The organism is Rhizobium sp. P1_C7, assembly GCF_056406295.1.
On record NZ_JBFUAL010000004.1, the window covers coordinates 63,372 to 85,245 of the forward strand.

22 protein-coding genes and 1 tRNA gene are annotated in these 21,874 nt (G+C 60.5%); 17 read left to right on the plus strand and 6 right to left on the minus strand.

Features of this window, described 5'->3' with window-relative positions; all coding sequences use genetic code 11:
• Window positions 1-111 precede the first annotated feature (111 nt).
• The gene (locus AC1D2R_RS07115) at window positions 112-582 is read left to right on the plus strand and encodes a phasin (protein WP_477966181.1); all 471 of its coding nucleotides are present in this window, start codon (window positions 112-114) and stop codon (window positions 580-582) included.
• A 127-nt stretch (window positions 583-709) separates the two neighbouring features.
• Window positions 710-786, plus strand: a tRNA-His gene (locus AC1D2R_RS07120).
• A gap of 233 nt (window positions 787-1,019) precedes the next feature.
• Here AC1D2R_RS07120 and AC1D2R_RS07125 read toward each other — a convergent pair.
• Window positions 1,020-1,907, minus strand: coding sequence for a universal stress protein (locus AC1D2R_RS07125; RefSeq protein WP_477966183.1), 888 nt, complete (start codon window positions 1,905-1,907; stop codon window positions 1,020-1,022).
• 384 nt (window positions 1,908-2,291) lie between these two features.
• Here AC1D2R_RS07125 and AC1D2R_RS07130 point away from each other — a divergent pair, with 384 nt between their 5' ends.
• The 3 genes from AC1D2R_RS07130 (at window position 2,292) to AC1D2R_RS07140 (ending at window position 3,406) form a co-directional block, all read left to right on the plus strand.
• A complete protein-coding gene (locus AC1D2R_RS07130) occupies window positions 2,292-2,537 on the plus strand; it encodes a helix-turn-helix domain-containing protein (protein ID WP_477966185.1) in 246 nt (81 codons plus the stop codon).
• A gap of 192 nt (window positions 2,538-2,729) precedes the next feature.
• Window positions 2,730-3,191, plus strand: coding sequence for a DUF4174 domain-containing protein (locus AC1D2R_RS07135; protein WP_477966187.1), 462 nt, complete (start codon window positions 2,730-2,732; stop codon window positions 3,189-3,191).
• A 53-nt stretch (window positions 3,192-3,244) separates the two neighbouring features.
• Window positions 3,245-3,406 (plus strand): hypothetical protein, encoded by a 162-nt coding sequence (locus AC1D2R_RS07140; protein WP_477966189.1) that lies wholly within the window; start codon window positions 3,245-3,247, stop codon window positions 3,404-3,406.
• Here AC1D2R_RS07140 and AC1D2R_RS07145 read toward each other — a convergent pair.
• Window positions 3,403-4,284 (minus strand): LysR family transcriptional regulator, encoded by an 882-nt coding sequence (locus AC1D2R_RS07145; RefSeq protein ID WP_477966191.1) that lies wholly within the window; start codon window positions 4,282-4,284, stop codon window positions 3,403-3,405. The two genes, AC1D2R_RS07140 and AC1D2R_RS07145, sit on opposite strands and share 4 nt — an antisense overlap.
• 111 nt (window positions 4,285-4,395) lie before the next feature.
• Between AC1D2R_RS07145 and AC1D2R_RS07150 the strand changes: the two genes are divergently transcribed.
• From AC1D2R_RS07150 to AC1D2R_RS07185, 8 genes are all read left to right on the plus strand, one after another.
• A complete protein-coding gene (locus AC1D2R_RS07150; protein WP_477966193.1) occupies window positions 4,396-5,892 on the plus strand; it encodes a CoA-acylating methylmalonate-semialdehyde dehydrogenase in 1,497 nt (498 codons plus the stop codon).
• Window positions 5,893-6,060: 168 nt separating this feature from the next.
• A complete protein-coding gene (rirA, locus tag AC1D2R_RS07155) occupies window positions 6,061-6,543 on the plus strand; it encodes an iron-responsive transcriptional regulator RirA (protein ID WP_057466515.1) in 483 nt (160 codons plus the stop codon).
• 339 nt (window positions 6,544-6,882) lie between these two features.
• Window positions 6,883-8,478: an ABC transporter substrate-binding protein gene (locus tag AC1D2R_RS07160; RefSeq protein WP_477966195.1), complete on the plus strand. Its 1,596-nt coding sequence runs from the start codon at window positions 6,883-6,885 to the stop codon at window positions 8,476-8,478.
• An 89-nt stretch (window positions 8,479-8,567) separates the two neighbouring features.
• Complete coding sequence (locus AC1D2R_RS07165) at window positions 8,568-9,572, plus strand: ABC transporter permease subunit (RefSeq protein ID WP_477966197.1); 1,005 nt, start codon at window positions 8,568-8,570, stop codon at window positions 9,570-9,572.
• Window positions 9,573-9,581: 9 nt separating this feature from the next.
• Window positions 9,582-10,469, plus strand: coding sequence for an ABC transporter permease subunit (locus tag AC1D2R_RS07170; RefSeq protein WP_477966199.1), 888 nt, complete (start codon window positions 9,582-9,584; stop codon window positions 10,467-10,469).
• 1 nt (window position 10,470) lies between these two features.
• Window positions 10,471-11,325 carry an ABC transporter ATP-binding protein gene (locus tag AC1D2R_RS07175; protein ID WP_477966201.1) on the plus strand — a complete coding sequence of 285 codons (855 nt, stop codon included), beginning with the start codon at window positions 10,471-10,473 and terminating at the stop codon, window positions 11,323-11,325.
• Window positions 11,322-12,158: a dipeptide ABC transporter ATP-binding protein gene (locus tag AC1D2R_RS07180; protein ID WP_477966203.1), complete on the plus strand. Its 837-nt coding sequence runs from the start codon at window positions 11,322-11,324 to the stop codon at window positions 12,156-12,158. Before AC1D2R_RS07175 ends, AC1D2R_RS07180 begins: the two co-directional genes overlap by 4 nt.
• A 58-nt stretch (window positions 12,159-12,216) precedes the next feature.
• Window positions 12,217-12,750 carry a gluconokinase gene (locus AC1D2R_RS07185; RefSeq protein ID WP_477966205.1) on the plus strand — a complete coding sequence of 178 codons (534 nt, stop codon included), beginning with the start codon at window positions 12,217-12,219 and terminating at the stop codon, window positions 12,748-12,750.
• A gap of 26 nt (window positions 12,751-12,776) precedes the next feature.
• On the opposite strand, the gene AC1D2R_RS07190 is transcribed toward AC1D2R_RS07185, so the two are convergent.
• The 3 genes from AC1D2R_RS07190 to AC1D2R_RS07200 all read right to left on the minus strand — a co-directional run bounded on the left by AC1D2R_RS07190 (window position 12,777) and on the right by AC1D2R_RS07200 (window position 15,656).
• A complete protein-coding gene (locus tag AC1D2R_RS07190) occupies window positions 12,777-14,024 on the minus strand; it encodes an NAD(P)/FAD-dependent oxidoreductase (RefSeq protein ID WP_477966207.1) in 1,248 nt (415 codons plus the stop codon).
• Between the two features lie 76 nt (window positions 14,025-14,100).
• Window positions 14,101-14,604: an isoprenylcysteine carboxyl methyltransferase family protein gene (locus AC1D2R_RS07195; protein ID WP_477966753.1), complete on the minus strand. Its 504-nt coding sequence runs from the start codon at window positions 14,602-14,604 to the stop codon at window positions 14,101-14,103.
• On the minus strand, window positions 14,601-15,656 hold the full coding sequence (locus AC1D2R_RS07200) for a type III polyketide synthase (protein ID WP_477966209.1): 1,056 nt from the start codon (window positions 15,654-15,656) through the stop codon (window positions 14,601-14,603). Before AC1D2R_RS07200 ends, AC1D2R_RS07195 begins: the two co-directional genes overlap by 4 nt.
• 166 nt (window positions 15,657-15,822) lie before the next feature.
• Here AC1D2R_RS07200 and AC1D2R_RS07205 point away from each other — a divergent pair, with 166 nt between their 5' ends.
• From AC1D2R_RS07205 to AC1D2R_RS07215, 3 genes are read left to right on the plus strand one after another with little or no spacing between them, the layout of a single operon-like run.
• Window positions 15,823-16,368, plus strand: coding sequence for a tetratricopeptide repeat protein (locus AC1D2R_RS07205; protein ID WP_477966211.1), 546 nt, complete (start codon window positions 15,823-15,825; stop codon window positions 16,366-16,368).
• Between the two features lie 47 nt (window positions 16,369-16,415).
• On the plus strand, window positions 16,416-17,021 hold the full coding sequence (locus AC1D2R_RS07210) for an RNA polymerase sigma factor (RefSeq protein WP_477966213.1): 606 nt from the start codon (window positions 16,416-16,418) through the stop codon (window positions 17,019-17,021).
• Window positions 17,018-17,815 (plus strand): anti-sigma factor family protein, encoded by a 798-nt coding sequence (locus tag AC1D2R_RS07215; protein WP_477966215.1) that lies wholly within the window; start codon window positions 17,018-17,020, stop codon window positions 17,813-17,815. The genes AC1D2R_RS07210 and AC1D2R_RS07215 overlap by 4 nt, the downstream gene beginning before the upstream one ends.
• A gap of 108 nt (window positions 17,816-17,923) precedes the next feature.
• Here AC1D2R_RS07215 and AC1D2R_RS07220 read toward each other — a convergent pair whose 3' ends face one another.
• Entirely contained in the window at window positions 17,924-19,987 is a 2,064-nt protein-coding gene (locus AC1D2R_RS07220) for an ATP-dependent helicase (RefSeq protein WP_477966217.1), read from the minus strand.
• Between the two features lie 215 nt (window positions 19,988-20,202).
• Between AC1D2R_RS07220 and abc-f the strand changes: the two genes are divergently transcribed.
• Window positions 20,203-21,825 (plus strand): ribosomal protection-like ABC-F family protein, encoded by a 1,623-nt coding sequence (gene abc-f, locus AC1D2R_RS07225; RefSeq protein ID WP_477966219.1) that lies wholly within the window; start codon window positions 20,203-20,205, stop codon window positions 21,823-21,825.
• Window positions 21,826-21,874: the final 49 nt, after the last annotated feature.

The window sequence follows — 21,874 nt, forward strand, 5'->3', positions numbered from 1 at the left end:
CAGGCCGGGTTTCGGCTGGAAAGGTTAACGCCTTGTGCGTCGCACAATTATGTTGCAATGCACAATAATCTCGTCTATATATTAGCTATCGAACGAACGAGGCAACCACCTATGCCGAGACACAAGGAGCGCAAACCCGTGGCAAAGATCGACGACGTTTTTTCTATCTCTTCTTTGGACCCTTCGAAATTCGCTGACTCGTTCCGCGATTTCGCTGAAAAGGGCGCACAGCAGTCCCGCGAGGCCTTCGCAAAGATGAAGGTTGCCGGCGAAGAAGCCAGCAAGACGCTTGAAACCACCGTACAGACCGCGCAGGCTGGCGCTGCAGAAATCGGCCACAAGGCGATCGACGCCCTGCGTACCAACGCGGAGAACTCTCTGACGCACCTCGACGCACTGCTTTCGGTCAAGTCCGTTGCCGAATTCTTCGAGCTTCAGACAGCGTTCCTGCGCAAGCAGGCGGAGCTGACGATCGAGCAGGCAAAGGCGATGCAGGAAACCTCCAAACAGGTTGCCGAGAAGCTTGCCCAGCCTTCCAAGGAGGCTGCTGAAAAGGTCATGGCGTCTTTCAAGGCTGCCTGATCCTATCCACCGAGACGAGAAAAGGCTGGACCGTTTGTCCGGCCTTTTTGTATATTGAGGGGAGATAGGGCTTGAATTAATTTTCAAGTCCTCGTATGTGAGCCCCGTCGCGCCAAGCGCGATTTGTGCGGTTGTAGCTCAGTTGGTTAGAGCGCAGGTTTGTGGCACCTGAGGTCGGAGGTTCGAGACCCCCCAACCGTACCATTTTTCCACAATGAAATCATAAACTTGTTTGGATAACTCGCTCACCCCGGGTGGCTGGGTGTTTCGAGAACGCCGCTGGAAAACGCGTCTGAGACATTCGGCGTGTTCCTGGAAGGCAATTCGCGAGGGTTTTGGTGTTGGCGTCGAGGCGGTCGCCCGGCCATTCATCGGGATAGGCGCGAACAAGATCACCCCTCTGGTCCCCGCGCTACGCGGCAATGTCCTGCCAGCCGTCAATGCTTCATCAGCAGCGGCATCGTTGCGCGCGACAGCAAGTAGCGGGTGACGCGGCCGAGGAGAAGCTCCAGAAAATAGCTATGCTTGAAGGCGCCGATCAGCAGGCAGGTCGCGCGCTCCGACCGCGCGAAATCCAGGATGGTTTCGCCAACCGACCGGTTTTCGGACCTCATCGCAACGATATCGGCCTGAAGCCCGAGTTCCGCCAGCAGTTCTCTCGCCGTAGCCTGGTAGGTGTGGTCGGCAGTGTCGTTGACGCAGAGAACGGTGACGCGGTCGGCTGCGGCCAGCCAGCGTTTCGCTGCGATCACGGCACCTCTTGCATGGTGGTGCGGCTTCCAGCCGATCACGACATGGCCCAGCAGGTGTCCGGCATATCTGCCCGGCGGCGGCACAAGCACCAGCTTGCGCTCGTTGAAGATAATGGCGTGGAAAGCGTCGCGCGCGTCCAGATTGCCATGGCACGGAGAAACCACGAGCGCGCTCTCATGACATTGGACCGCCACGCAGCGGTCGAGATCGCCGCGGCAATCATCCATGAGCAGATCTCTGCGGTCGGGACCGCCCCGTCTCCAGCTTTGGAAGATCTGGTTGACCAGTTCGAAACGCTGCAGGGACGTGCCTTCGGCAAGATCCCTCAGCATCTGCAGGTCGATTTCCTCCGGAGCGACGATCATGCCCAGTGGCCTCGCCCCGACATGAGCGGCGGCCATGCTGCCGTGCACGGCCTGCGCCGCGTCCTCGGCGATGTCCAGGCAGATTTTCGCAGTTTCCGGATCCGGCAGCAGTGCCAGGACGTCGGCATGGCAGATCGACGGATAGGGATGGCCACCGGTTCCGCTGGCAGTCCCGATCGTAGGCGGTCTGATTTCGCTGCTGAACATGGCGAACCTGCTCGATGCCGCGTCGCCCGTGTTGGTCAATGACCGGTTTTGCTCTATCGTCCACGACAGGCCGCGACGTGAGTGATTCTACTCCTGCATCGTGCAAGTCGCAACGCCATCCATGTGCCGCTAAGGCCATGAAATCGCTTGAAGCGGCGCACACAGACTGGCCGCTCTGGTGCAATGAACTTGCTCTCGAACGCTTCGCGAGGTCAGATTGTGCGTTATTATCCCCAGGCGAACCTTGCCATTGCAAAATCTGTGACTTGTGGAGTTGCACGCCCTGATACACCCCGATTTGGTTATATTTCGTTGCAAAATGTGATCGAGAGTGCCATTTTCCGCGCGGGGGTGAATTCAGAGTGATTTTAGAAGGAGACTTTAATGTCCATTTCGCTCAACAATCTGGATCAATCCAACGCAGAGGCAGTTTCAGCAATCAATGTCTCGGCTGCAATAAGAGCCGCGCGAGAAGCCATTGGCTACAGCATTGACGATCTAGCAGTTACCTGCGGCCTCCTCGTCAGCGAGATCCAGGAGGTCGAGAACGGCGAGGATACGGATCCCGCTAAGCTGAAGCGGATTGCTGCCGCGTTGCAGATGCCGTTGACGGCGTTCATTCCAGAGTGATCGTAGGCTTCGGGACCGGCTGGGGTACTTCTCGGCTGGCCCCGCCTATCGCAGTGCAGATGCCGAATTCCCGTTAGGATATATTGACGATCGCCTGAAGCGCGGTGCGCTCGGCCTGGTTTTCGCCTTCTCCGGTCTCCAAATGGAACCGGTCCTGCCCGTTGGGCGTTTGCCATTGGACGGGAGAATGAAATGTCGAAAACGCTTCTATACGGCGCGACCAAGGTAGACGAGACGAACGTCGCATATGCCCCTGTACCAAGTCTCGAGCAATTCCAGTGGAAGAGCCGCGTCATCGTCATATTTGCCGATACCGACAACGCGCGGTCCGCACGCCAGGAGAACCTGCTGCTCGCCGATCGATCGGCATTGGAGGAGCGGGATATCGTGCTGATGAAGGTCGTGGGAGGCAGTGTCCGACTGCTGTTTGGCGCCGGCGAGACGCTGGACGCCGAAGCAATCGCCCGGGACCTTGCGCCCGACCGTGATGGCGTGCAAGCCGGGGAGTTTGCTGCCGTGCTCGTTGGAAAGGACGGTACCGTCAAGCTCAATGTGCACGAGCCGGTCAGCAACGGAGAGCTCTTTGCGATCATCGACGCCATGCCGATGCGTGCAGCGGAAGGCGGGGCATCCGGCAAGTCATTGCCCGATTGAAGCGGCCTACCGATCAGGCTCGTTCTGAAACAGAGATCGGCAAGGAACAGACCATGTCCGCGCCCAACGAACACATTCCCGCTATTCCGGTGCCACCCGGCCGGGTCCCGGAGCCGCCCATCAAGGAACCGGAGCCCGATGTTTTGCCGGACGAGCTGCCGAATCCCAATCCGGATGAAAACGACGCCCCGGCAAAGCATGCCCTCAGGTGCTAGAGGAAGATGTGCCGCTCCGCGCCGACAAGCTCCTGCAGGAAGTCGACCACGGTGCGGACGCGAACGAGATCGCGAGCGCTTTCATGATAGGTCGTCCAGTAGGCGCGCTGGATCGAAACCTCCGGCAGAATGCGGATGAGTTCAGTATATTGACGGGCAATATAGTCGTGCAGAATGCCGACGCCGGCACCTGACCGGACGGCCTCGGTCTGTCCGATGGCCGTGGAAATTTCAAACGACGCATCCCAGCTGCGGATGACGGCGGCGGAGAAATTGAGCGACGCCGTAAAGATCAGGTCCTCGACATAGCCAATTCGCGGATGTGTCTTCAGCGCGTCGATGTGGGCGGGCTCGTCGTGGGTGTGCAGATAGTTTTGCGACGCATAAAGTCCGAGAGTATAGTCCGTCAGCTTGGACGATACGAGGCGGCCCTGGTCCGGCCGCTCCAGCGTGATGGCAATGTCTGCTTCGCGCTGCGAGAGCGAAAAGGAGCGCGGAACAGGCACGAGTTGTATGCGAAGCTCCGGATGGCGCTGGATCAGTTGTCCGAGGCGCGGCGCGAGAAACGAGACGCCGAAACCGTCGGGGGCGCCGATTCGCACAGTGCCGGCGATCGTGCTGTCGAGATGGCCGAGGCTCGCCTGCGCACGCAGCATCTCGGTCTCCATCCGTTCGGCGGCGTGCAGGAAGATCTCGCCCTCGGCCGTCAGGTCGCAGCCGTTGGTGCGGCGCACGAGCAGCCTTGTCTTCAGCCGCTCTTCCAGGGTCGTGACCCGGCGGCTGAGCGTTGCATGATTGACGCCGAGCCGTTTTGAAGCGGCGAGTATCTGCCCTGTCCTGGCCACGGCCAGGAACATACGAACATCATCCCAGTTCAAGGTGGCCTCCGGCTTTAATTTTTGCACAACGGTTGCTTATATCAGCTGATTGATTTGTGCAAATTGAAGTGCAATTGTTTGCCATCCAATAAATCAAGAGGAGGAATACCCATGCGTGAGATCGGTCATTTCATTGGCGGCAAGCATGTCGCGGGCACCAGCGGACGCTCGAGCAACGTCTTCAATCCGGCAACCGGCGAAGTGCAGGCAACCGTTTCACTGGCAAGCGACGTGGAATTGGATGCTGCCGTTCAGAATGCCAAGGCCGCACAGCCGAAGTGGGCAGCCACCAACCCGCAGCGCCGCGCCCGCGTTTTCATGAAGTTTGTCCAGCTCCTGAACGACAACATGGACGAACTGGCTGAACTGCTCTCCAGGGAGCATGGCAAGACGATCGACGACGCCAAGGGTGATGTCATCCGCGGCCTCGAAGTTTGCGAATTCGTGATCGGCATTCCGCATCTCGCCAAGAGCGAGTTCACCGAAGGCGCCGGGCCGAACATCGACATGTATTCGATTCGCCAAGCCGTCGGTATCGGCGCCGGCATCACGCCGTTCAACTTCCCGGCCATGATCCCGATGTGGATGTTCGCGCCGGCGATCGCCTGCGGCAACGCCTTCATCCTGAAGCCCTCGGAGCGCGATCCGTCCGTGCCGCTCCGTCTTGCCGAGCTGATGATCGAGGCCGGCCTGCCGGCTGGCATCCTCAATGTTGTCAACGGCGACAAGGGCGCCGTCGATGCGATCCTGACGCATCCGGAAATCTCCGCCGTCTCCTTCGTCGGCTCGACTCCGATCGCCCGCTATGTCTATGGCACGGCTGCGATGAACGGCAAGCGCGCGCAGTGCTTCGGCGGCGCCAAGAACCACATGATCATCATGCCGGATGCCGATCTCGACCAGGCGGCAAACGCGCTGATGGGCGCGGGCTATGGCTCGGCCGGGGAACGCTGCATGGCAATCTCGGTTGCCGTTCCTGTCGGCAAGGAAACCGCCGACCGCCTGGTCGCAAAGCTCACCCCGATGGTAGAAAGCCTGCGTATCGGCCCCTACACTGACGAAAAGGCCGACATGGGCCCGGTCGTCACCAAGGAAGCCAAGGAGCGCATTCTTGGGCTGATCAACAAGGGTGTCGAGCAAGGCGCCGATCTTGTCGTCGATGGCCGCGATTTCAAGCTGCAGGGCTACGAGAATGGCCATTTCGTCGGCGGCTGCCTGTTCGACAATGTCACGCCGGATATGGATATCTACAAGAACGAAATCTTCGGACCGGTTCTTTCCGTCGTTCGTGCCAAGAACTACGAAGAAGCCCTGGAACTGCCGATGAAGCATGAATACGGCAACGGCGTTGCGATCTACACCCGCGACGGCGATGCCGCCCGCGATTTCGCCTCGCGCATCAACATCGGCATGGTCGGCGTCAACGTGCCGATCCCGGTTCCGCTGGCCTATCACTCCTTCGGCGGCTGGAAGTCCTCCTCGTTTGGCGATTTGAACCAGCACGGCACGGACTCGATCAAGTTCTGGACCCGCACCAAGACGGTCACAAGCCGCTGGCCCTCGGGCATCAAGGACGGCGCCGAATTCGTTATGCCGACGATGAAGTGAGGTTTGAAACCAGCTTGCTTTGGAACCGGGCCCCTCGCGAGGGCCTGGTCTCGTTTGGGCTTGCGCCGACCGCCATAAACGTGATTATAAATTTCATATTTTGGAATTGTTCAAAACTACCAAAGCCACTATATACTCTTCTCAACGAGAACGATTCTGGAGATCGGCATGCGTTTGACGAAACAGACCAACTATGCGGTTCGCATGTTGATGTACTGCGCTGCCAACGATGGATACCTCAGCCGCATCCCGGAGATTGCCAAGGCCTACGGCGTCTCTGAGCTCTTTCTGTTCAAGATCCTCCAGCCGCTGAACAAGGCCGGTCTGGTCGAAACCGTACGGGGCCGAAACGGCGGCGTTAGGCTCGGCAAGCCTGCCAAGGATATCAGCCTTTTCGACGTGGTCCGCGTGACTGAAGACAGTTTCGCGATGGCGGAGTGCTTCGAGGACGACGGCATGGTCGAATGCCCGCTGGTTGACAGCTGCGGCCTGAACTCGGCTTTGCGTAAGGCATTGAACGCCTTCTTCGACGTACTTGCGCAGTATTCGATCGACGACCTCGTGAAGGCGCGTCCGCAGATCAACTTTCTGCTGGGTATCACCGGCGAGCAAGCGTACCGCAAGCCGCCAGTGGCCGCTCCGGCTGCTTGACGCGCTAACAGCTAATAGATTTGACGCAACCGCAGCACCCTGGTGTCTGCGGTTGTTTGTTTTTGTGGTTGTCGACCGAAAACACGCGGAAAACGAGTGTCGGTTTGGCACCGTTGGCGCGAAATTATACCAAATGTGACAAAATCCAGGTTTATTCAGTGAGAATCTTTCCAAATGCGGCCTATTTTCGGCGGAAAATTACTAAAGTTGCACATCTGGAAAAATTTTCCACCGCGGTCGTTGATTTCAGCAAATAAATATCGTTCCATCTGCCGTCGATCCGGGGTGCCTATCCGGGATCCCAAAACTTATAAAAGAACAAACCTGGGAAACGAAATCATGAAAAAGATCTCTGTCCTCTTGGCAGCGACCGTCTTGGCTTCTGCCATGGCGTCGGCGGCTTGGTCGAAAACGCTTGTTTATTGCTCTGAAGGATCGCCGGAAGGCTTCGATCCCGGCATCTATACGGCGGGCACCACCTTCGACGCGTCGTCGCGCACGGTCTACAGCCGCCTCGTCGAGTTCACGCACGGCAAGACCGAAGTCGAGCCAGGCCTCGCCGAAAGCTGGACGGTTTCCGATGACGGCACGCAGTACACCTTCAAGTTGCGCCCGGGCGTCAAGTTTCAGACGACCGATTTCTTCACCCCGAGCCGCGATCTGACGGCCGACGACGTCGTCTTCTCGTTCGAGCGTCAGCTCAAGGCCGACAGCCCATGGGCCAAGTACGTTGCAGGCGTTTCCTACGAATACGCTGCCGGCATGGGCTTCCCGGAACTCATCAAGTCGGTCGAGAAGGTCGATGATCTGACCGTCAAGTTCACGCTCAACCATCCGGAAGCACCGTTCCTCGCCGACCTCGCGATGGATTTCGCATCGGTCGTGTCCAAGGAATATGCCGACAAGCTCCAGGCCGACGGCAAGATGGAGCAGATGAACCAGATGCCGCTCGGCACCGGTCCGTTCACCTTCGTTGCCTACCAGCCGGATGCTGTCATCCGCTACAAGGCCAACGAAACCTACTTCAAGGGCAAGGAAAAGATCGACGATCTCGTCTTCGCGATCACGCCTGATGCATCCGTTCGCGCCCAGAAGCTCAAGGCCGGCGAATGCCATATCATGCCTTACCCGAACGCAGCAGACGTCAAGGACCTAAAGGCCGACTCGAGCCTCAAGGTTCTCGAACAGCCGGGCCTGAACGTTTCCTACCTCGCCTACAACACGCTGCAGGCGCCGTTCGACAAGCCTGAAGTGCGCCGGGCGCTGAACATGGCGATCAACAAGCAGGCGATCGTCGACGCCGTCTTCCAGGGTGCCGGCCAGGTTGCCAAGAATCCGATCCCGCCGACGATGTGGTCGTACAACGACGCCGTCAAGGACGACGCCTACAACCCTGACGAGGCCAAGAAGATGCTTGAGGCCGCTGGCGTCAAGGATCTCAGCATGAAGATCTGGGCGATGCCGGTTTCGCGTCCGTACATGCTCAACGCGCGTCGCGCTGCCGAACTGATGCAGGCCGACCTCGCCAAGATCGGCGTCAAGGTCGAGATCGTCACGCACGAATGGGCAGAATACCTGAAGCTCTCCAAGGACAAGGCCCGCGACGGCGCCGCGATCCTCGGCTGGACGGGTGACAACGGCGATCCGGACAACTTCCTCGATACGCTCCTCGGCTGCGAAGCTGTCGGCGGCAACAACCGCGCGCAGTGGTGCAACAAGGAATTCGACGCGCTCGTGAAGAAGGCCAAGAAGACCGCCGACGTTAGCGAGCGCACCAAGCTCTACGAAGAAGCGCAGGTCGTCTTCAAGAAGGAAGCACCCTGGGCGACGATCGATCACTCGACCGAATTCGTTCCGATGAGCGCCAAGGTTTCCGGCTACGTCCAGGATCCGGTCGGCGTTCACCGCTTCGATGGCGTTGATATCGCCGAATAACCAAAACTATGCAAAGATGCCCGGCAAGACCGGGCCCGACCGGCGGTCAGGTTTAATACCTGACCGCCGGACTAATATGGACATATGCCATGTTGCGATTTTTTCTCGGGCGCCTAGCGGTCCTGATCCCCACCTTCCTCGGTGTTTCTCTCATCGCCTTCTCGTTCATCCGACTGCTGCCCGGTGATCCGGTCATGCTGATGTCGGGAGAACGCGTGATGGCGCCGGAACGTCATGCTGAGATCATGCATGACCTCGGCCTCGATCGGCCGGTCTACGTTCAATACTTCGATTACCTAGGCAATGTGTTGCACGGCGATCTCGGGTCGTCGATCGTGACCAAGCGCCCGGTCCTGCAGGAGTTCGGCACTCTGTTCCCGGCAACGCTGGAGCTGTCGCTCTGCGCAATGCTGTTTGCCATCCTGCTTGGCGTCCCCGCCGGCATATTCGCAGCCGTCAAGCGGGGAACCTGGTTCGACCAGGGCGCTATGGGCGTGGCGCTTGTCGGTTATTCGATGCCGATCTTCTGGTGGGGCCTCCTGCTCATCGTTCTGTTTTCCAATACGCTGCACTGGACGCCGGTCTCCGGCCGCATCGGCCTGATGTATTTCTTCAAACCGGTCACCGGGTTCATGCTCATCGACAGCCTCCTGTCCGGTCAGGCCGGAGCTTTCAAGTCGGCCCTCCTGTCGCTGATCCTGCCGACGATTGTTCTGGGGACCATCCCGCTCGCCGTTATAGCGCGCCAGACGCGCTCTGCCATGCTGGAAGTTCTCGGAGAAGATTATGTTCGCACGGCCCGCTCAAAGGGTCTCGCGCCGCTTCGCGTTGTCGGCGTCCATGCGCTGCGCAACGCCATGATCCCCGTCGTCACCTCGATCGGCCTGCAGGTCGGCGTTCTGCTCGGCGGCGCGATCCTGACGGAAACGATCTTCTCCTGGCCGGGTATCGGCAAGTGGATGGTCGATGCGGTCTTCAAGCGTGACTATACCGTCGTCCAGGGCGGTTTGCTGTTGATCGCCGCCATCATCATGTTCGTCAATCTGATCGTCGACCTCATGTACGGTCTCATCAACCCACGCATCAGGCACTAGGAGCGGCTCATGAGCACGGCAACCACCAAGTCTGCCCAGCCCTCCGCTCTGTCGGAGTTCTGGTACTATTTCTCCCGCAACAAGGGCGCGGTCATCGGCCTCGGCGTCTTTCTCATCGTACTGTTCATGGCGATCTTTGCGCCGTTGATCTCACCACACGATCCGATCGTTCCGTCCGGCATGCAGCGTCTTCCGCCGGCATGGTCGGAAAACGGCAACAGTTCCTACCTGTTGGGTACCGATGCCGTCGGTCGCGACATGCTTTCGCGCTTGATCTACGGCACCCGTTTTTCACTGTTCATCGGCCTTGTAGTCGCTTCGCTGTCGGCTGTGGCAGGGGTGCTGTTTGGTCTTGTCGCCGGCTATTTCCGTGGCCGCACCGATACGATCATCATGCGCGTCATGGACATCATTCTGGCTTTTCCGTCATTGCTCCTGGCCCTGGTGCTCGTTGCCGTGCTGGGCCCCGGCCTGCTGAACGCCATGATCGCGATTTCGATCGTCAACCAACCGCACTTCGTCCGCCTGACGCGTGCAGCGGTGATGAGTGAGCGCGAGAAGGAATATGTTGTCGCGTCCCGCGTGGCCGGTGCCGGCACTTCGCGTCTCATGTTCAAGACGATTCTACCGAATTGCCTGGCACCGCTGATCGTCCAGGCGACACTTGCATTCTCCGCCGCAATCCTTGATGCAGCAGCTCTCGGGTTCCTCGGCCAAGGCGCCCAGCCGCCAACGCCGGAGTGGGGGACGATGCTCGCGGATTCGCGAGAATTCCTACAAAGCAACCCTTGGCTCGTCACTTTCCCAGGTCTCTGCATCCTCATCACCGTTCTGGCCATCAACCTGATGGGCGACGGCTTGCGCGATGCACTCGACCCCAAATTGAAGAGGTCCTGAAATGGCACTTCTTGAAATCGAAAATCTCGTCGTCGAATTCCAGACCTCGACCGGTCCGTTTCGCGCCGTCGATGGTGTGTCGCTCAAGGTTGATGCCGGTGAAGTCCTTGCGATCGTCGGCGAGTCGGGGTCGGGAAAGTCGGTCTCCATGCTCGCGGCGATGGGCCTTCTGCCGTGGACGGCAAAGGTGACCGCCGACAAGATGGTCTTTGATGGCCGCAATCTGCTTGGCATGTCGGCGGGCGAGCGACGCAACATCATCGGCAAGGATATGTCGATGATCTTCCAGGAGCCCATCGCCAGCCTCAATCCCTGCTTCACGGTCGGCTTCCAGATCGAAGAGGTACTGAGAATTCACCTTGGGATGGACAAGGCTGCGAGGCGCAAGCGGGCCGTCGAGCTGTTCGAGGCCGTTGGCATTCCCAACCCTTCAGAGCGGCTCGGCCATTTCCCGCATCAGATGTCGGGTGGCCAGTGCCAGCGCGTGATGATCGCCATTGCAATCGCCTGCAATCCGAAGCTTTTGATCGCCGACGAGCCGACGACCGCGCTCGACGTGACCATTCAGAAGCAGATCCTTGACCTCTTGATGCGCCTGCAGACGGAGCATCGCATGGGTCTCATCATGATCACGCACAATATGGGCGTGGTCGCCGAAACGGCCGATCGGGTGATCGTTCAATACAAGGGTCGCAAGATGGAGGAGGCCGACGTGCTGTCGCTCTTCGAATCGCCGAAGAGCGATTACACAAGGGCGCTGCTTGCCGCCTTGCCGGACAATGCAACCGGCGACCGCCTGCCGACCATCGGCGAAATTTTCAACCAAGATAAGACTGTGGAGGGAGCGGCCCAATGACGCCAGTCCTCGAAGCAAAAGACATCGTTCGCAATTATTATCTCCCGGGCGGCCTCTTCAAGAAGGAGAGAACCGTGAACGCCGTGAAAGGCGTGAGCTTCAAGGTTGAACAGGGAAAAACGCTTGCGATCGTTGGCGAAAGCGGCTGCGGCAAGTCTACCCTTGCCCGAATCGTCACGATGATCGATCCGGCGAGCGACGGCGAACTGTTCATCGATGGCAAAAAGGTTGATATCGCTGCAGGCGACCTGACGCCGGAAGTGCGCCGCAAGGTGCAGATCGTCTTCCAGAACCCTTACGGGTCGCTCAATCCGCGCAAGAAGATCGGCGACATCCTGATGGAGCCTTTGATCATCAATACCAATACGCCCGCCGCCGAGCGCCGTGCCTTGGCGATGGCGATGCTGAAGAAGGTCGGCCTTCAGGAGATCCATTTTAACCGTTACCCGCATATGTTCTCGGGCGGCCAGCGTCAACGTATCGCGATTGCTCGCGCGTTGATGCTGAACCCGCGGCTTCTCGTTCTCGACGAGCCCGTTTCGGCGCTGGATCTTTCGGTCCAGGCGCAGGTGCTCAATCTGCTCGCTGACCTGCAAGACGAACTGAACCTGACCTATGTCTTCATCAGCCACGATCTGTCGGTCGTCCGTTATATGGCCGACGACGTCATGGTGATGTATTTCGGCGAGGCTGTCGAATACGGCACGCGAGATCAGGTTTTCAACGATCCGCAGCACAACTATACCAAGACATTGTTTGCCGCCACGCCGCGCGCCGACGTCGAAACCATAAGGGCGCGTCTTGCACGAAAGAATGCGGCCCTGGCATCCTAGGGTCCGGTTCCCCTGCGTTGACGGCACTTGTGGACCGAAGTTATGAGCGAGATGAGCAATGCCAGAGAGTAGTGCGCAGCCCCATGCCATCATCATCATGGGCGTCAGCGGTTGCGGCAAATCTTCAGTCGGCGCGGCAGTATCGGAAGCACTCGGCCTCGAATTCGTCGAGGGCGATCAGCTCCATCCCGCGGCCAACGTCGAAAAGATGTCGAAGGGCATTCCGCTCACGGATGAAGACCGGATACCCTGGCTGGATGTCATCGGCGCGACGATGAAAGCCACGCTTGCCCGCAGCGAAGGCCTCGTAGTTTCCTGCTCGGCGCTGAAACGAAGCTATCGCGACCGCCTGCGCGCTGCCGTCGACGGCAATCTCGTCTTCGTTTACCTGCATGGTTCGAAGGAACTGCTCACCAGGCGCATGGGCGAACGCAAGGGGCACTTCATGCCCCCTTCGCTGCTGGAAAGCCAGCTTGCGGCGTTGGAGACGCCGACCGGCGAACCGGGTGTCGCGACCGTCGACATCGACGATACGATCGATGGGATCGCGAAGGCGGCACTCCGCGACATGTCTTCGCTGGGCGTTGCCTGATGTCAAGCTGAAGAAGATCGTCGACCTTACGGATTGAAGCGCTGCGGCGAATAGGCCGAAATGTCGATGAACGGTACCTCGTCGGTGATCAGTTCGGCAAGCACCCGGCCGGTCACCGGACCGAGCGTCAGCCCATGATGCGCGTGGCCAAAGGCGAACCAGAGCCCCTCATGGCGCGATGCCTTGCCGATAACAGGCATCATATCGGGGGTGCAGGGGCGGGCTCCCATCCACGGTTCGGGATCGAGCCGGTCACCGAGCGGAAACACTGTGCGTGCCACCCTCTCGGCGCGGTCCAGCTGCACCGGCGTCTTTGGCGCGTCCATGGCCGCGAACTCGGCACCGGTCGTCAGGCGGATGCCACGGCTCATCGGCGCCAGGAAATACCCTTTTTCTGAGTCCATCGTCCAGTTGTTGAGGACCGCGTTGCCTTGCGCCGCGTAGTGCATGTGATAGCCGCGTTTGACGCCGAGCGGGAACGAATAGCCGAGCCGCCGTGTCGCCACCGCAGCCCACGGGCCGAGCGTCAGCACAGCGTCGTCCGCCTCCAGCGAACCTTCGCTCGTGACCACCTTCCAGCCGGAACCGAACCGGCCCAGCGAGTTCGCGTCGCCGCTGGCGAACGTGCCGCCCAGGCTTTCAAAATAATTGCGATAGGCTGCGGTCAGCCCATGCGGGTCGAGAACAGACCAGGGGTCGCGCCATCGCAGGCCGCCGACGAAATCGCCCTTGATATCCGGCTCCAGCCGGGCGATGTCGATGGCGCTGAGCGGCTCGTAGCCGACGCCGAATTCCTTCTGAAGCCGCTCGGCTTCGACAAATTCCGCATCCCGCCGGGCCGATGTCCGGAAGATCTCCATCCATCCGTTCTTGCGGATCAGATGCTCCGCGTGCGAAGCCTCGATCAGATCGTTGTGCTCAGAGATCGAATGTTCGATCAGCGGCGCGTAGGCCTTCGAAATCATCTCATGGCGCTTGGTATTGGAGTTCCACCAATATCGCGCGAGGAATGCAAGCTGCGCCGGCAGGGCCTTGAGATGATAGTGCGCGTCGATCCTGTTGTTGAAGGCGTAGCGGATCAGAAGTCCGAGCTGCTGCGGGAAGCCGTAGGGGACGACGCCCTCGCGCTGGATCAGCCCGGCATTGCCGAAGGACGTCTCCTTGCCGGGTGCTTTCCGGTCGATCAGCGTCACCTGCCGCCCGCGCCTTTGCAGGTGAATGGCCGTCGATACGCCGACGATGCCTGCGCCGAGCACAATTACGTTCTTCGTCATTTTCGCGCGGTCCAAGCTTGTTTACGGGAATGAAAATGCCTCTCCGGCAGGCGCCGCGCAAACGAAAAATTGCTTTCTATTTCAAAAACCTTGCCGCCTTCAGCGCCCTCTCCTCGGTCGTGATGCGAACCCCCAGCATCAGCGCATTCAGCACGGAGAAGATGGCCGCGTAGATCGACATGCCAAAGGCCAGGGGAAGTACCGCGATCTCGCCCACGACGACCGCATAGTTCGGATGCGTGAAGAACCGATAGGGACCTTTGCTTACGAGAGGCGCGGCCGGCAAAGCGATGATCCGCGTGGTCCACCGGCTCTTTAGGGTGCCGATCACCCACAAGCGACCAATCTGCAGCAGAGCAAAGACGCAAAGCCAGGCCAACTCCACGGGCCGACCGGGTGCCATGAGCCAGAGACCGGCGATCCAGCAGCCATGCAGCGCAACCATATAGGGATAATGCTGCGCGCCGACTTCGCGTCCGCCCTGCGCCAGCAGCGCGCGCGTATTGCGCTGGGCAATCAAGAGCTCGGCGAGGCGCTGCGCGGTGACGAAGGCCAGCACGCCTATCGAGATCCACATCAGGCAACCCTCCTGAGGGTAACGCAGCTTGCGGCGAAGCCCGGTCCCATGGCGACCATCGCGGCGCGTCCCGGCAGGCCCGCTTGCAGCACCCGCTCCAACACGAAGAGCACCGTCGGCGAGGACATGTTGCCATACTCGGCGAGCACGTCGCGCTCGTGGTCGAGCGATCCGGGAGGAAGCGACAATGTGCTTTCGAGTGCGGTGAGCACTCTCGTTCCGCCGGGATGGCAGATGAAGCGGTCGATATCCTTCCGGGTAAGGCCGTGGCGCGCCAGAATTCCATCCACGGCCGGGCCGAGTTCAGCCTCGGCAAACGGCGGCAATGATTGTGCGAGAACGACGCCGAAGCCTGTGTCGTCGATCTTCCAACCCATGATGCCGAGCGTATCGGGAAAAAGGTGCTCCCCGGTGGTCTCCACCTCGGCCTGGCCGCCTGTCGCACCTGTCCGCAGCACGCAGGCAGCAGCGCCGTCGCCGAAGAGCGCCGTCGCGATGATATTTGCCCGCGTAAGCTCATCCAGCCGGAAGGCGAGCGTACAGAGTTCGATCGCGACAAACAGCACTGTGGCGCCGGGCCGGCTCCTTGCAAGCCGTGTAGCGATGGCAAGGCCCGACACGCCGGCCGCACAGCCTAGGCCGAAGACGGGAACGCGCTCCACGTCGGAACGGAACCCCATTGTCGCGGCAACCTGGGCATCGAGGCTCGGGGTTGCGATCCCGGTCGAGGAGATCGTAACGATGCAATCGACGTCCGATCCCTTCAGGCCGGCCCGGTCGAGTGCTTTCGTTGCCGTTTCGAGAAACAGGCTGCGCGCGACCTCGCCATACGCTCCCATTCGGTCTTCCCATCCGTGTGGCTCAATGAACCATTTGAGCGGTCGAGCGGCATGTCGTGTCCGGATGCCGGCATTGCCGAAGACGCTGGCGAGATGCTGGAAATCGCGCAACCGGCTGGAGAACAGCCGTGCGGACGTCTCCGCAGCCTCCTCCTGCGTTATGACGTGCTCAGGCGCCGCTACGGCGAGACTGAGTAGTTTTACGGTGTCGTTCACGGAATGCTCCTTCTTGCCCGACGTAGAGGGCAAACACCCAAAGCGCCCGTTTATTCACTAACCGGCTGTCACAAGACAGTGATCGGAAAAATGCAGAAGTCCACCGAATAAAGGATGCCGTCGCGGTGTTCATCCTGCGCAACCTCGTCTTCGAAGGAGATATTCCATGACGACCGCAACTGTTCGGATTCTATCCATTCTATTCGGTGGCGCCATTGCTGCCGCGACTCTGTCCGCGCCGGCTTTCGCCGTGGGCGGCGGGGACGGTGGCGGCGCCACGACGCCGGTCTGCAAGAAGGGGCAGATGTATGACAAGAAGTCCCAGAAATGCGTCAAGCAGGCAAGCGCCAACGTAACGGACGAAAACCGCACCGAATACGCCTACTCCCTTGCTAAGGCCGGCCGCTACGACGAAGCGCTTGCGATGCTCGACACGTTGAAGAACCCGAATACCGCGGAGGCCCTGAACTACCGCGGCTATGCTACCCGTAAGCTCGGGCGCACAGATGAGGGCATTTCCTACTATCTCAAGTCCGTCGAGCTCGATCCCCAATACGCCAAGGTCCGCGAATATCTCGGCGAGGCCTACGTCGTCAAAGGCCGCATCGATCTCGCCAAGGATCAGTTGAACACGATCAAGACGATCTGCGGCACCGGATGCGAAGAATACCGGGACCTCAACGAGGCGATCGCCGATCCGTCGAAGATCTGACGACCCGTATGCGGGAGATCGAGGCGCACTTGAACAGGGATATTCCAATGCCGGTCGCCTACACCACATTTCCCTCCTATAGTCGCGCAGTACGAAATCCGCCGGCTGTTCCGGCGGGTTCCGAGGCGAAACCCGTGCCGGAGGCGTCCATCGCAAGCGAAGCAGACATTAAGCGCGGCCTGACCGAAAACTTGTCGCGGCTCTGGCGTTACGGTCTTGTCCTGTCGCGTCGTCGCGACGTAGCAGATGATCTGGTGCAGCAGACATGCGTGCGCGCGCTCGAACGTTCGGCGCAATTCGAAGCTGGCAGCCGCCTCGATCGCTGGTTGCTTTCAATCCTGCATTCGATCTGGCTCAACGAAATCCGCTCCCGCCGCGTGCGCCTGGGGCAGGGCTTCGTCGACGCCGACGAGGTGCTCGTGTTCGACGGCGCCCATGAGACGGAAACCCACGTGATGGCAAATCAGGTTTTGAGACTCGTCAACGCGCTCCCCGACGCGCAACGCGCAGCAGTGTTTCTCGCCTATGTCGAGGGCTTGTCCTACCGGGAGGTGGCAAGCGTATTGGAGGTCCCGATCGGAACAGTGATGAGCCGTCTTGCCGCCGCGCGCGCAAAGCTCGCCGGGAGTGTTTCGTGGGAGGGGACACGATGAGTAGTGAAAATGTATTCCTCACCGACGAACAGCTGACGGCCTATATCGATGGCGAGTTGCCGCCGGACGAAGCCGCGCGTGTTGAGGCGATCCTTGATGCCGACGAGCGGGGGGCGGCAAGGTTGGCATTCCTGTCGCGTGGTAGCCTTCGCTTCGGTCAAGCCTTCGAGCCGCTGCTGGCTGCTGCGCCGAAGGCAGAGTTGGAAGCGATGCTTGAGACCCTGTCCGCCGAAGCAACGTCGATATCGAAACCGGTTCCCGCCAGCCGTCGAGGCTTTCTCGGCGCGCTTGCTGCCTGCCTTGTTGCCGGCGCGGTCGCGGACCGCACCTTCATCGGTCTCCAACGACACCTCCCTGCCAAGGACGAGAGCAGCGAGTGGCGCGCTGCGGTTGCCGAGTACATCGCGCTCTACACGCCCGATACGTTGGCCGGCGCTGTTCCCTCGCGCGAGGCGCAGGCTGCGCAACTGGCCATTCCCGAGGGGAAGCTTGGCCTGGCGCTCTCGCCCGAAACGATCGCGCTGCCGGGTGTCGATTTCAAGCGGGCTCTGTTGCTGCAATACGACGACAAGCCGCTTGCCCAGATCGCCTATCTCGATCCTGAAACCGGACCGATGGCGCTTTGCATCGTTCGGTCTGAAAACGGCGCAAAACCGCCTCAGGTCGAAGGTCGCAAGGGCATGAACGTGATCTACTGGTCGAACCTGTCGCACGCCTTCATGCTGATCGGCCACGCGCCGCTCGACCGGATGCAGGCGATTGCCGAGGATGTCAGGACGCGTTTAGTGGTTTGATTGGCGGGGCGCGATGAGCCCCCCTCATCCGCCCGCCGGCCACTCAGCACCACATTGGCCATCAGCCAATGCCGCGGCAAACTCAGCCGCGGTGCCGCCCAGAAACTATCATCGCCACATGGTGCGCATGCGCGCCCCGACGTCGACACGGATCTGCTTGGTGCTTCGCTCCGACGCCGAGGCGCTGACGATCGGCCAGGCGGCCGTCTCGAAATATTGCAGCAACGTCACGGGGATGAACCGGGTGCGCGAGGCATAGACGTGCCGGTCACCCTGACCATGCTGGCCGCTGGTGAAGAAGCGCTGCGGCGTGATCAGCGTCAGGCTGTCTTTTGCCCTCGTCATGCCGACATAGAGAAGGCGGCGCTCCTCCTCGATCTCGTGGGTGGTTCCGACCGCGAGGTCGGAGGGAATGCATCCGTCCACGACGTTGAGCATGAAGACGGCTCGCCATTCCTGGCCTTTGGCAGAATGGATGGTCGACAAGATGAGATAATCTTCATCGAGAAGCGGCACGCCGGCCTGATCGCTCGTCGCATCCGGCGGATCCAGCGTCAGTTCCGTGAGGAAGCGTTCGCGGTTGGCATAGCCCGATGCGATCTGCTCGAGTTGCAGCAGGTCGGCCTTGCGGGTGTCTGCATCCTCGTGGATGCGGTCGAGGTGCGGCTCGTACCATTCGCGCGCCAGCGCGATCTCCGCCGGCCACTGACCGCCGGATCTGCGCAAGCCTTCCAGAAGCTGGATCAGGGCCGGCCAGCTCTCGCCTGTCTTCGCCGGCGGCGGAACCTCCGCGAGCGCCATCAGCGGCTCGGGATCGCCACCGATCGTGTCGAGGATTCTGCCTGCGGTTTGCGGTCCGATCCCCGGCAGCATCTGCAGCAGCCTGAAACCCGATACCCGATCGCGCGGGTTCTGTGCAAAGCGAAGGACGGCCAGCATGTCCTTCACATGAGCCGAGTCCAGGAATTTCAGGCCGCCGAATTTGACGAACGGAATATTTCGCCGTGTCAGCTCCACCTCAAGCGGGCCGCTGTGGCTCGACGTGCGGAAGAGCACTGCCTGCTGCTTCAGCGTCATGCCGACCTCGCGATTGGCGAGAACCTGCTCGACGATGTAGCCTGCCTGGTCGTTCTCGTCCTTCACGGCCAGAAGCTTCGGCCGCTCGGCCGATTGCCTGTCCGTCCATAGGTTCTTGGTAAAGCGCTCGCGCGCCAGGTCGATGACCCCGTTGGCAGCCGCAAGAATCGTCGTGGTCGAGCGGTAGTTCCGGTCGAGCGTGATGATGTCGGCGGGCGGCGAGAAGGTCTTCGGAAAGTCGAGGATGTTGCGGATCGTCGCGGCACGGAACGAATAGATCGACTGCGCGTCGTCACCAACCACAGTCAGCCCGCGTCCGCCGGGCTTCAGCGCCATCAGGACCGACGATTGAAGCCTGTTGGTATCCTGATACTCGTCCACCATCACGTGGTCGAAGCGCTTGCCGATGTCGTCGGCGAGCTCCGGATCGCTGACCATCTGCGCCCAGTACAACAGCAGGTCATCGTAATCGAGAACGTTCTGCGCCTGCTTGGCCTCGACATAGGCTGCAAACAGCACCCTCAACTGCTGTTCCCAGCTGGAAACCCAGGGATACCAGGCTTTCAAGACCTCGTTCAGCGGCGTTTCCGAATTCACCGTGCGCGAATAGATCGCCAGGCACGTGCCCTTGGTCGGAAACCGGCTCTCGGTCTTGGAGAAGCCGAGCTCGTGCCGGACGATGTTCATCAGGTCGGCGCTGTCCTCTCGATCGTGGATGGTGAAATCCACGTTCAACCCGATCTGCTCGGCATAGATCCTGAGAAGCCGAGCGCCAATGCCATGGAACGTGCCGGCCCAGCTCAGGGCATCGGTCATCACAGCCGAATGGGCGCCGAGAACCTGCTTGCAGATGCGCTCGACGCGGCGCGACATTTCCGAGGCCGCACGGCGCGAAAACGTCATGAGCAGCATGCGGCGCGGATCGGCGCCATTGACGATCAGATGGGCGACCCGATGCGCCAGCGTATTAGTCTTGCCCGAGCCGGCGCCCGCAATGATCAGCAGCGGTCCGCCAGCTTCTTCTTTGCCCACACCGTGTTCGACGGCCAGACGTTGCTGCTCGTTCAGTTTTTCAAGATAGGCCGCGGCCTGCATCGGTTCTTCAGCCTCTCGTATCGAGGTCGCGCTGAACAGCGACTCGGAACAAAGGTGGAACGTACCAGTGCAGTCGGTTCTTGGGAAGGCCCGCGGGACCGTAGCGACCTGGAACTCGGGGTGGCATTCGTTTGGTGCAGTGCGAAAAACCGGCGACAGGCCCTGCGTTGCATGGCATAAGGGCGCCGAAAACGTGTTTTGGACCTCACCCGCATATGATCCGTATCGAAAATATCAGCAAGCAGAACAGCCACCGCATCCTCTTTATCGAGGCATCGGCGGCGCTCAACAAGGGCGAGAAGATCGGCCTCGTCGGCCCGAACGGCGCCGGCAAGACGACACTCTTCCGCATGATCACCGGTCAGGAGCAGCCCGACGAAGGCCAGGTCTCCGGCGAAAAGGGCGTCACGATCGGCTACTTCAACCAGGACGTCGGCGAAATGGAAGGCCGCAGCGCCGTGGCCGAAGTCATGGAAGGCGCCGGCCCTGTCAGCGTCGTTGCCGCCGAGTTGCGCGAGCTCGAGACGGAGATGGTCGATCCCGACAAGCTCGACGAAATGGACAGGATCATCGAGCGCTATGGCGAAGTCCAGGCCCGCTACGAAGAACTGGATGGCTACGCGCTGGAAGGCCGCGCGCGCGAAGTGCTGGCAGGTCTCAGTTTCACCCAGGAGATGATGGACGGCGACGTCGGCGCGCTTTCGGGCGGCTGGAAGATGCGCGTTGCGCTTGCCCGCATTCTCCTGATGCGCCCAGACGTCATGCTGCTCGACGAACCGAGCAACCACCTGGACCTCGAAAGCCTCATCTGGCTGGAGGAGTTCCTGAAGACCTACGACGGCGCGCTGCTGATGACCTCGCACGACCGCGAGTTCATGAACCGCATCGTTGGCAAGATCATTGAGATCGACGGTGGTTCGCTGAACAGCTATTCCGGCGACTACGGGTTCTACGAGCAGCAGCGGGCTCAGAACGAGAAGCAGCAGCAGGCGCAGTTCGAGCGCCAGCAGGCGATGCTCGCCAAGGAAATCAAGTTCATCGAGCGCTTCAAGGCGCGCGCCTCGCACGCGTCACAGGTGCAGAGCCGGGTGAAGAAGCTGGAGAAGATCGACCGCGTCGAGCCGCCCAAGCGCCGCCAGACCGTCGCGTTCGACTTCCTGCCGGCGCCGCGCTCCGGCGAGGATGTGATCAACCTGAAGAACGTGCACAAGAAATACGGCAGCCGCACCATTTATGAAGGCCTGGACTTTATGGTTCGCCGCAAGGAACGCTGGTGCATCATGGGCATCAACGGCGCCGGCAAGTCGACCCTCCTGAAACTGGTGGCAGGTTCCGCCGAACCGGATCAGGGCAGCGTCGCGCTGGGCGCCAGCGTCAAGATGGGCTACTTCGCGCAGCACGCGATGGATCTTCTCGACGGCGAACGCACGGTGCTGGAGTGGTTGGAGGATTCCTTCCCGCAGGCCGGTCAGGCGCCGTTGCGGGCGCTCGCTGGCTGCTTCGGCTTTTCCGGCGACGACGTGGAAAAGAAGTGCCGCGTGCTCTCGGGCGGCGAGAAGGCACGGCTGGTCATGGCCAAGATGCTCTTCGACCCGCCCAACCTGCTGGTGCTCGACGAGCCGACCAACCACCTGGACCTCGACACCAAGGAAATGTTGATCAAGGCGCTGTCGCAGTACGAAGGCACCATGCTCTTCGTCTCCCACGATCGCCACTTCCTGGCGGCACTGTCCAATCGCGTCCTGGAACTGACGCCCGATGGCATTCAGCAGTACGGCGGCGGCTATACCGAATACGTGGAACGCACCGGCCAGGAAGCTCCCGGCCTGCGTAGCTGATGTTCAACCTTGTCGAAGTCTGCCGGGCCGAAGGTTCCGGCGGATATCG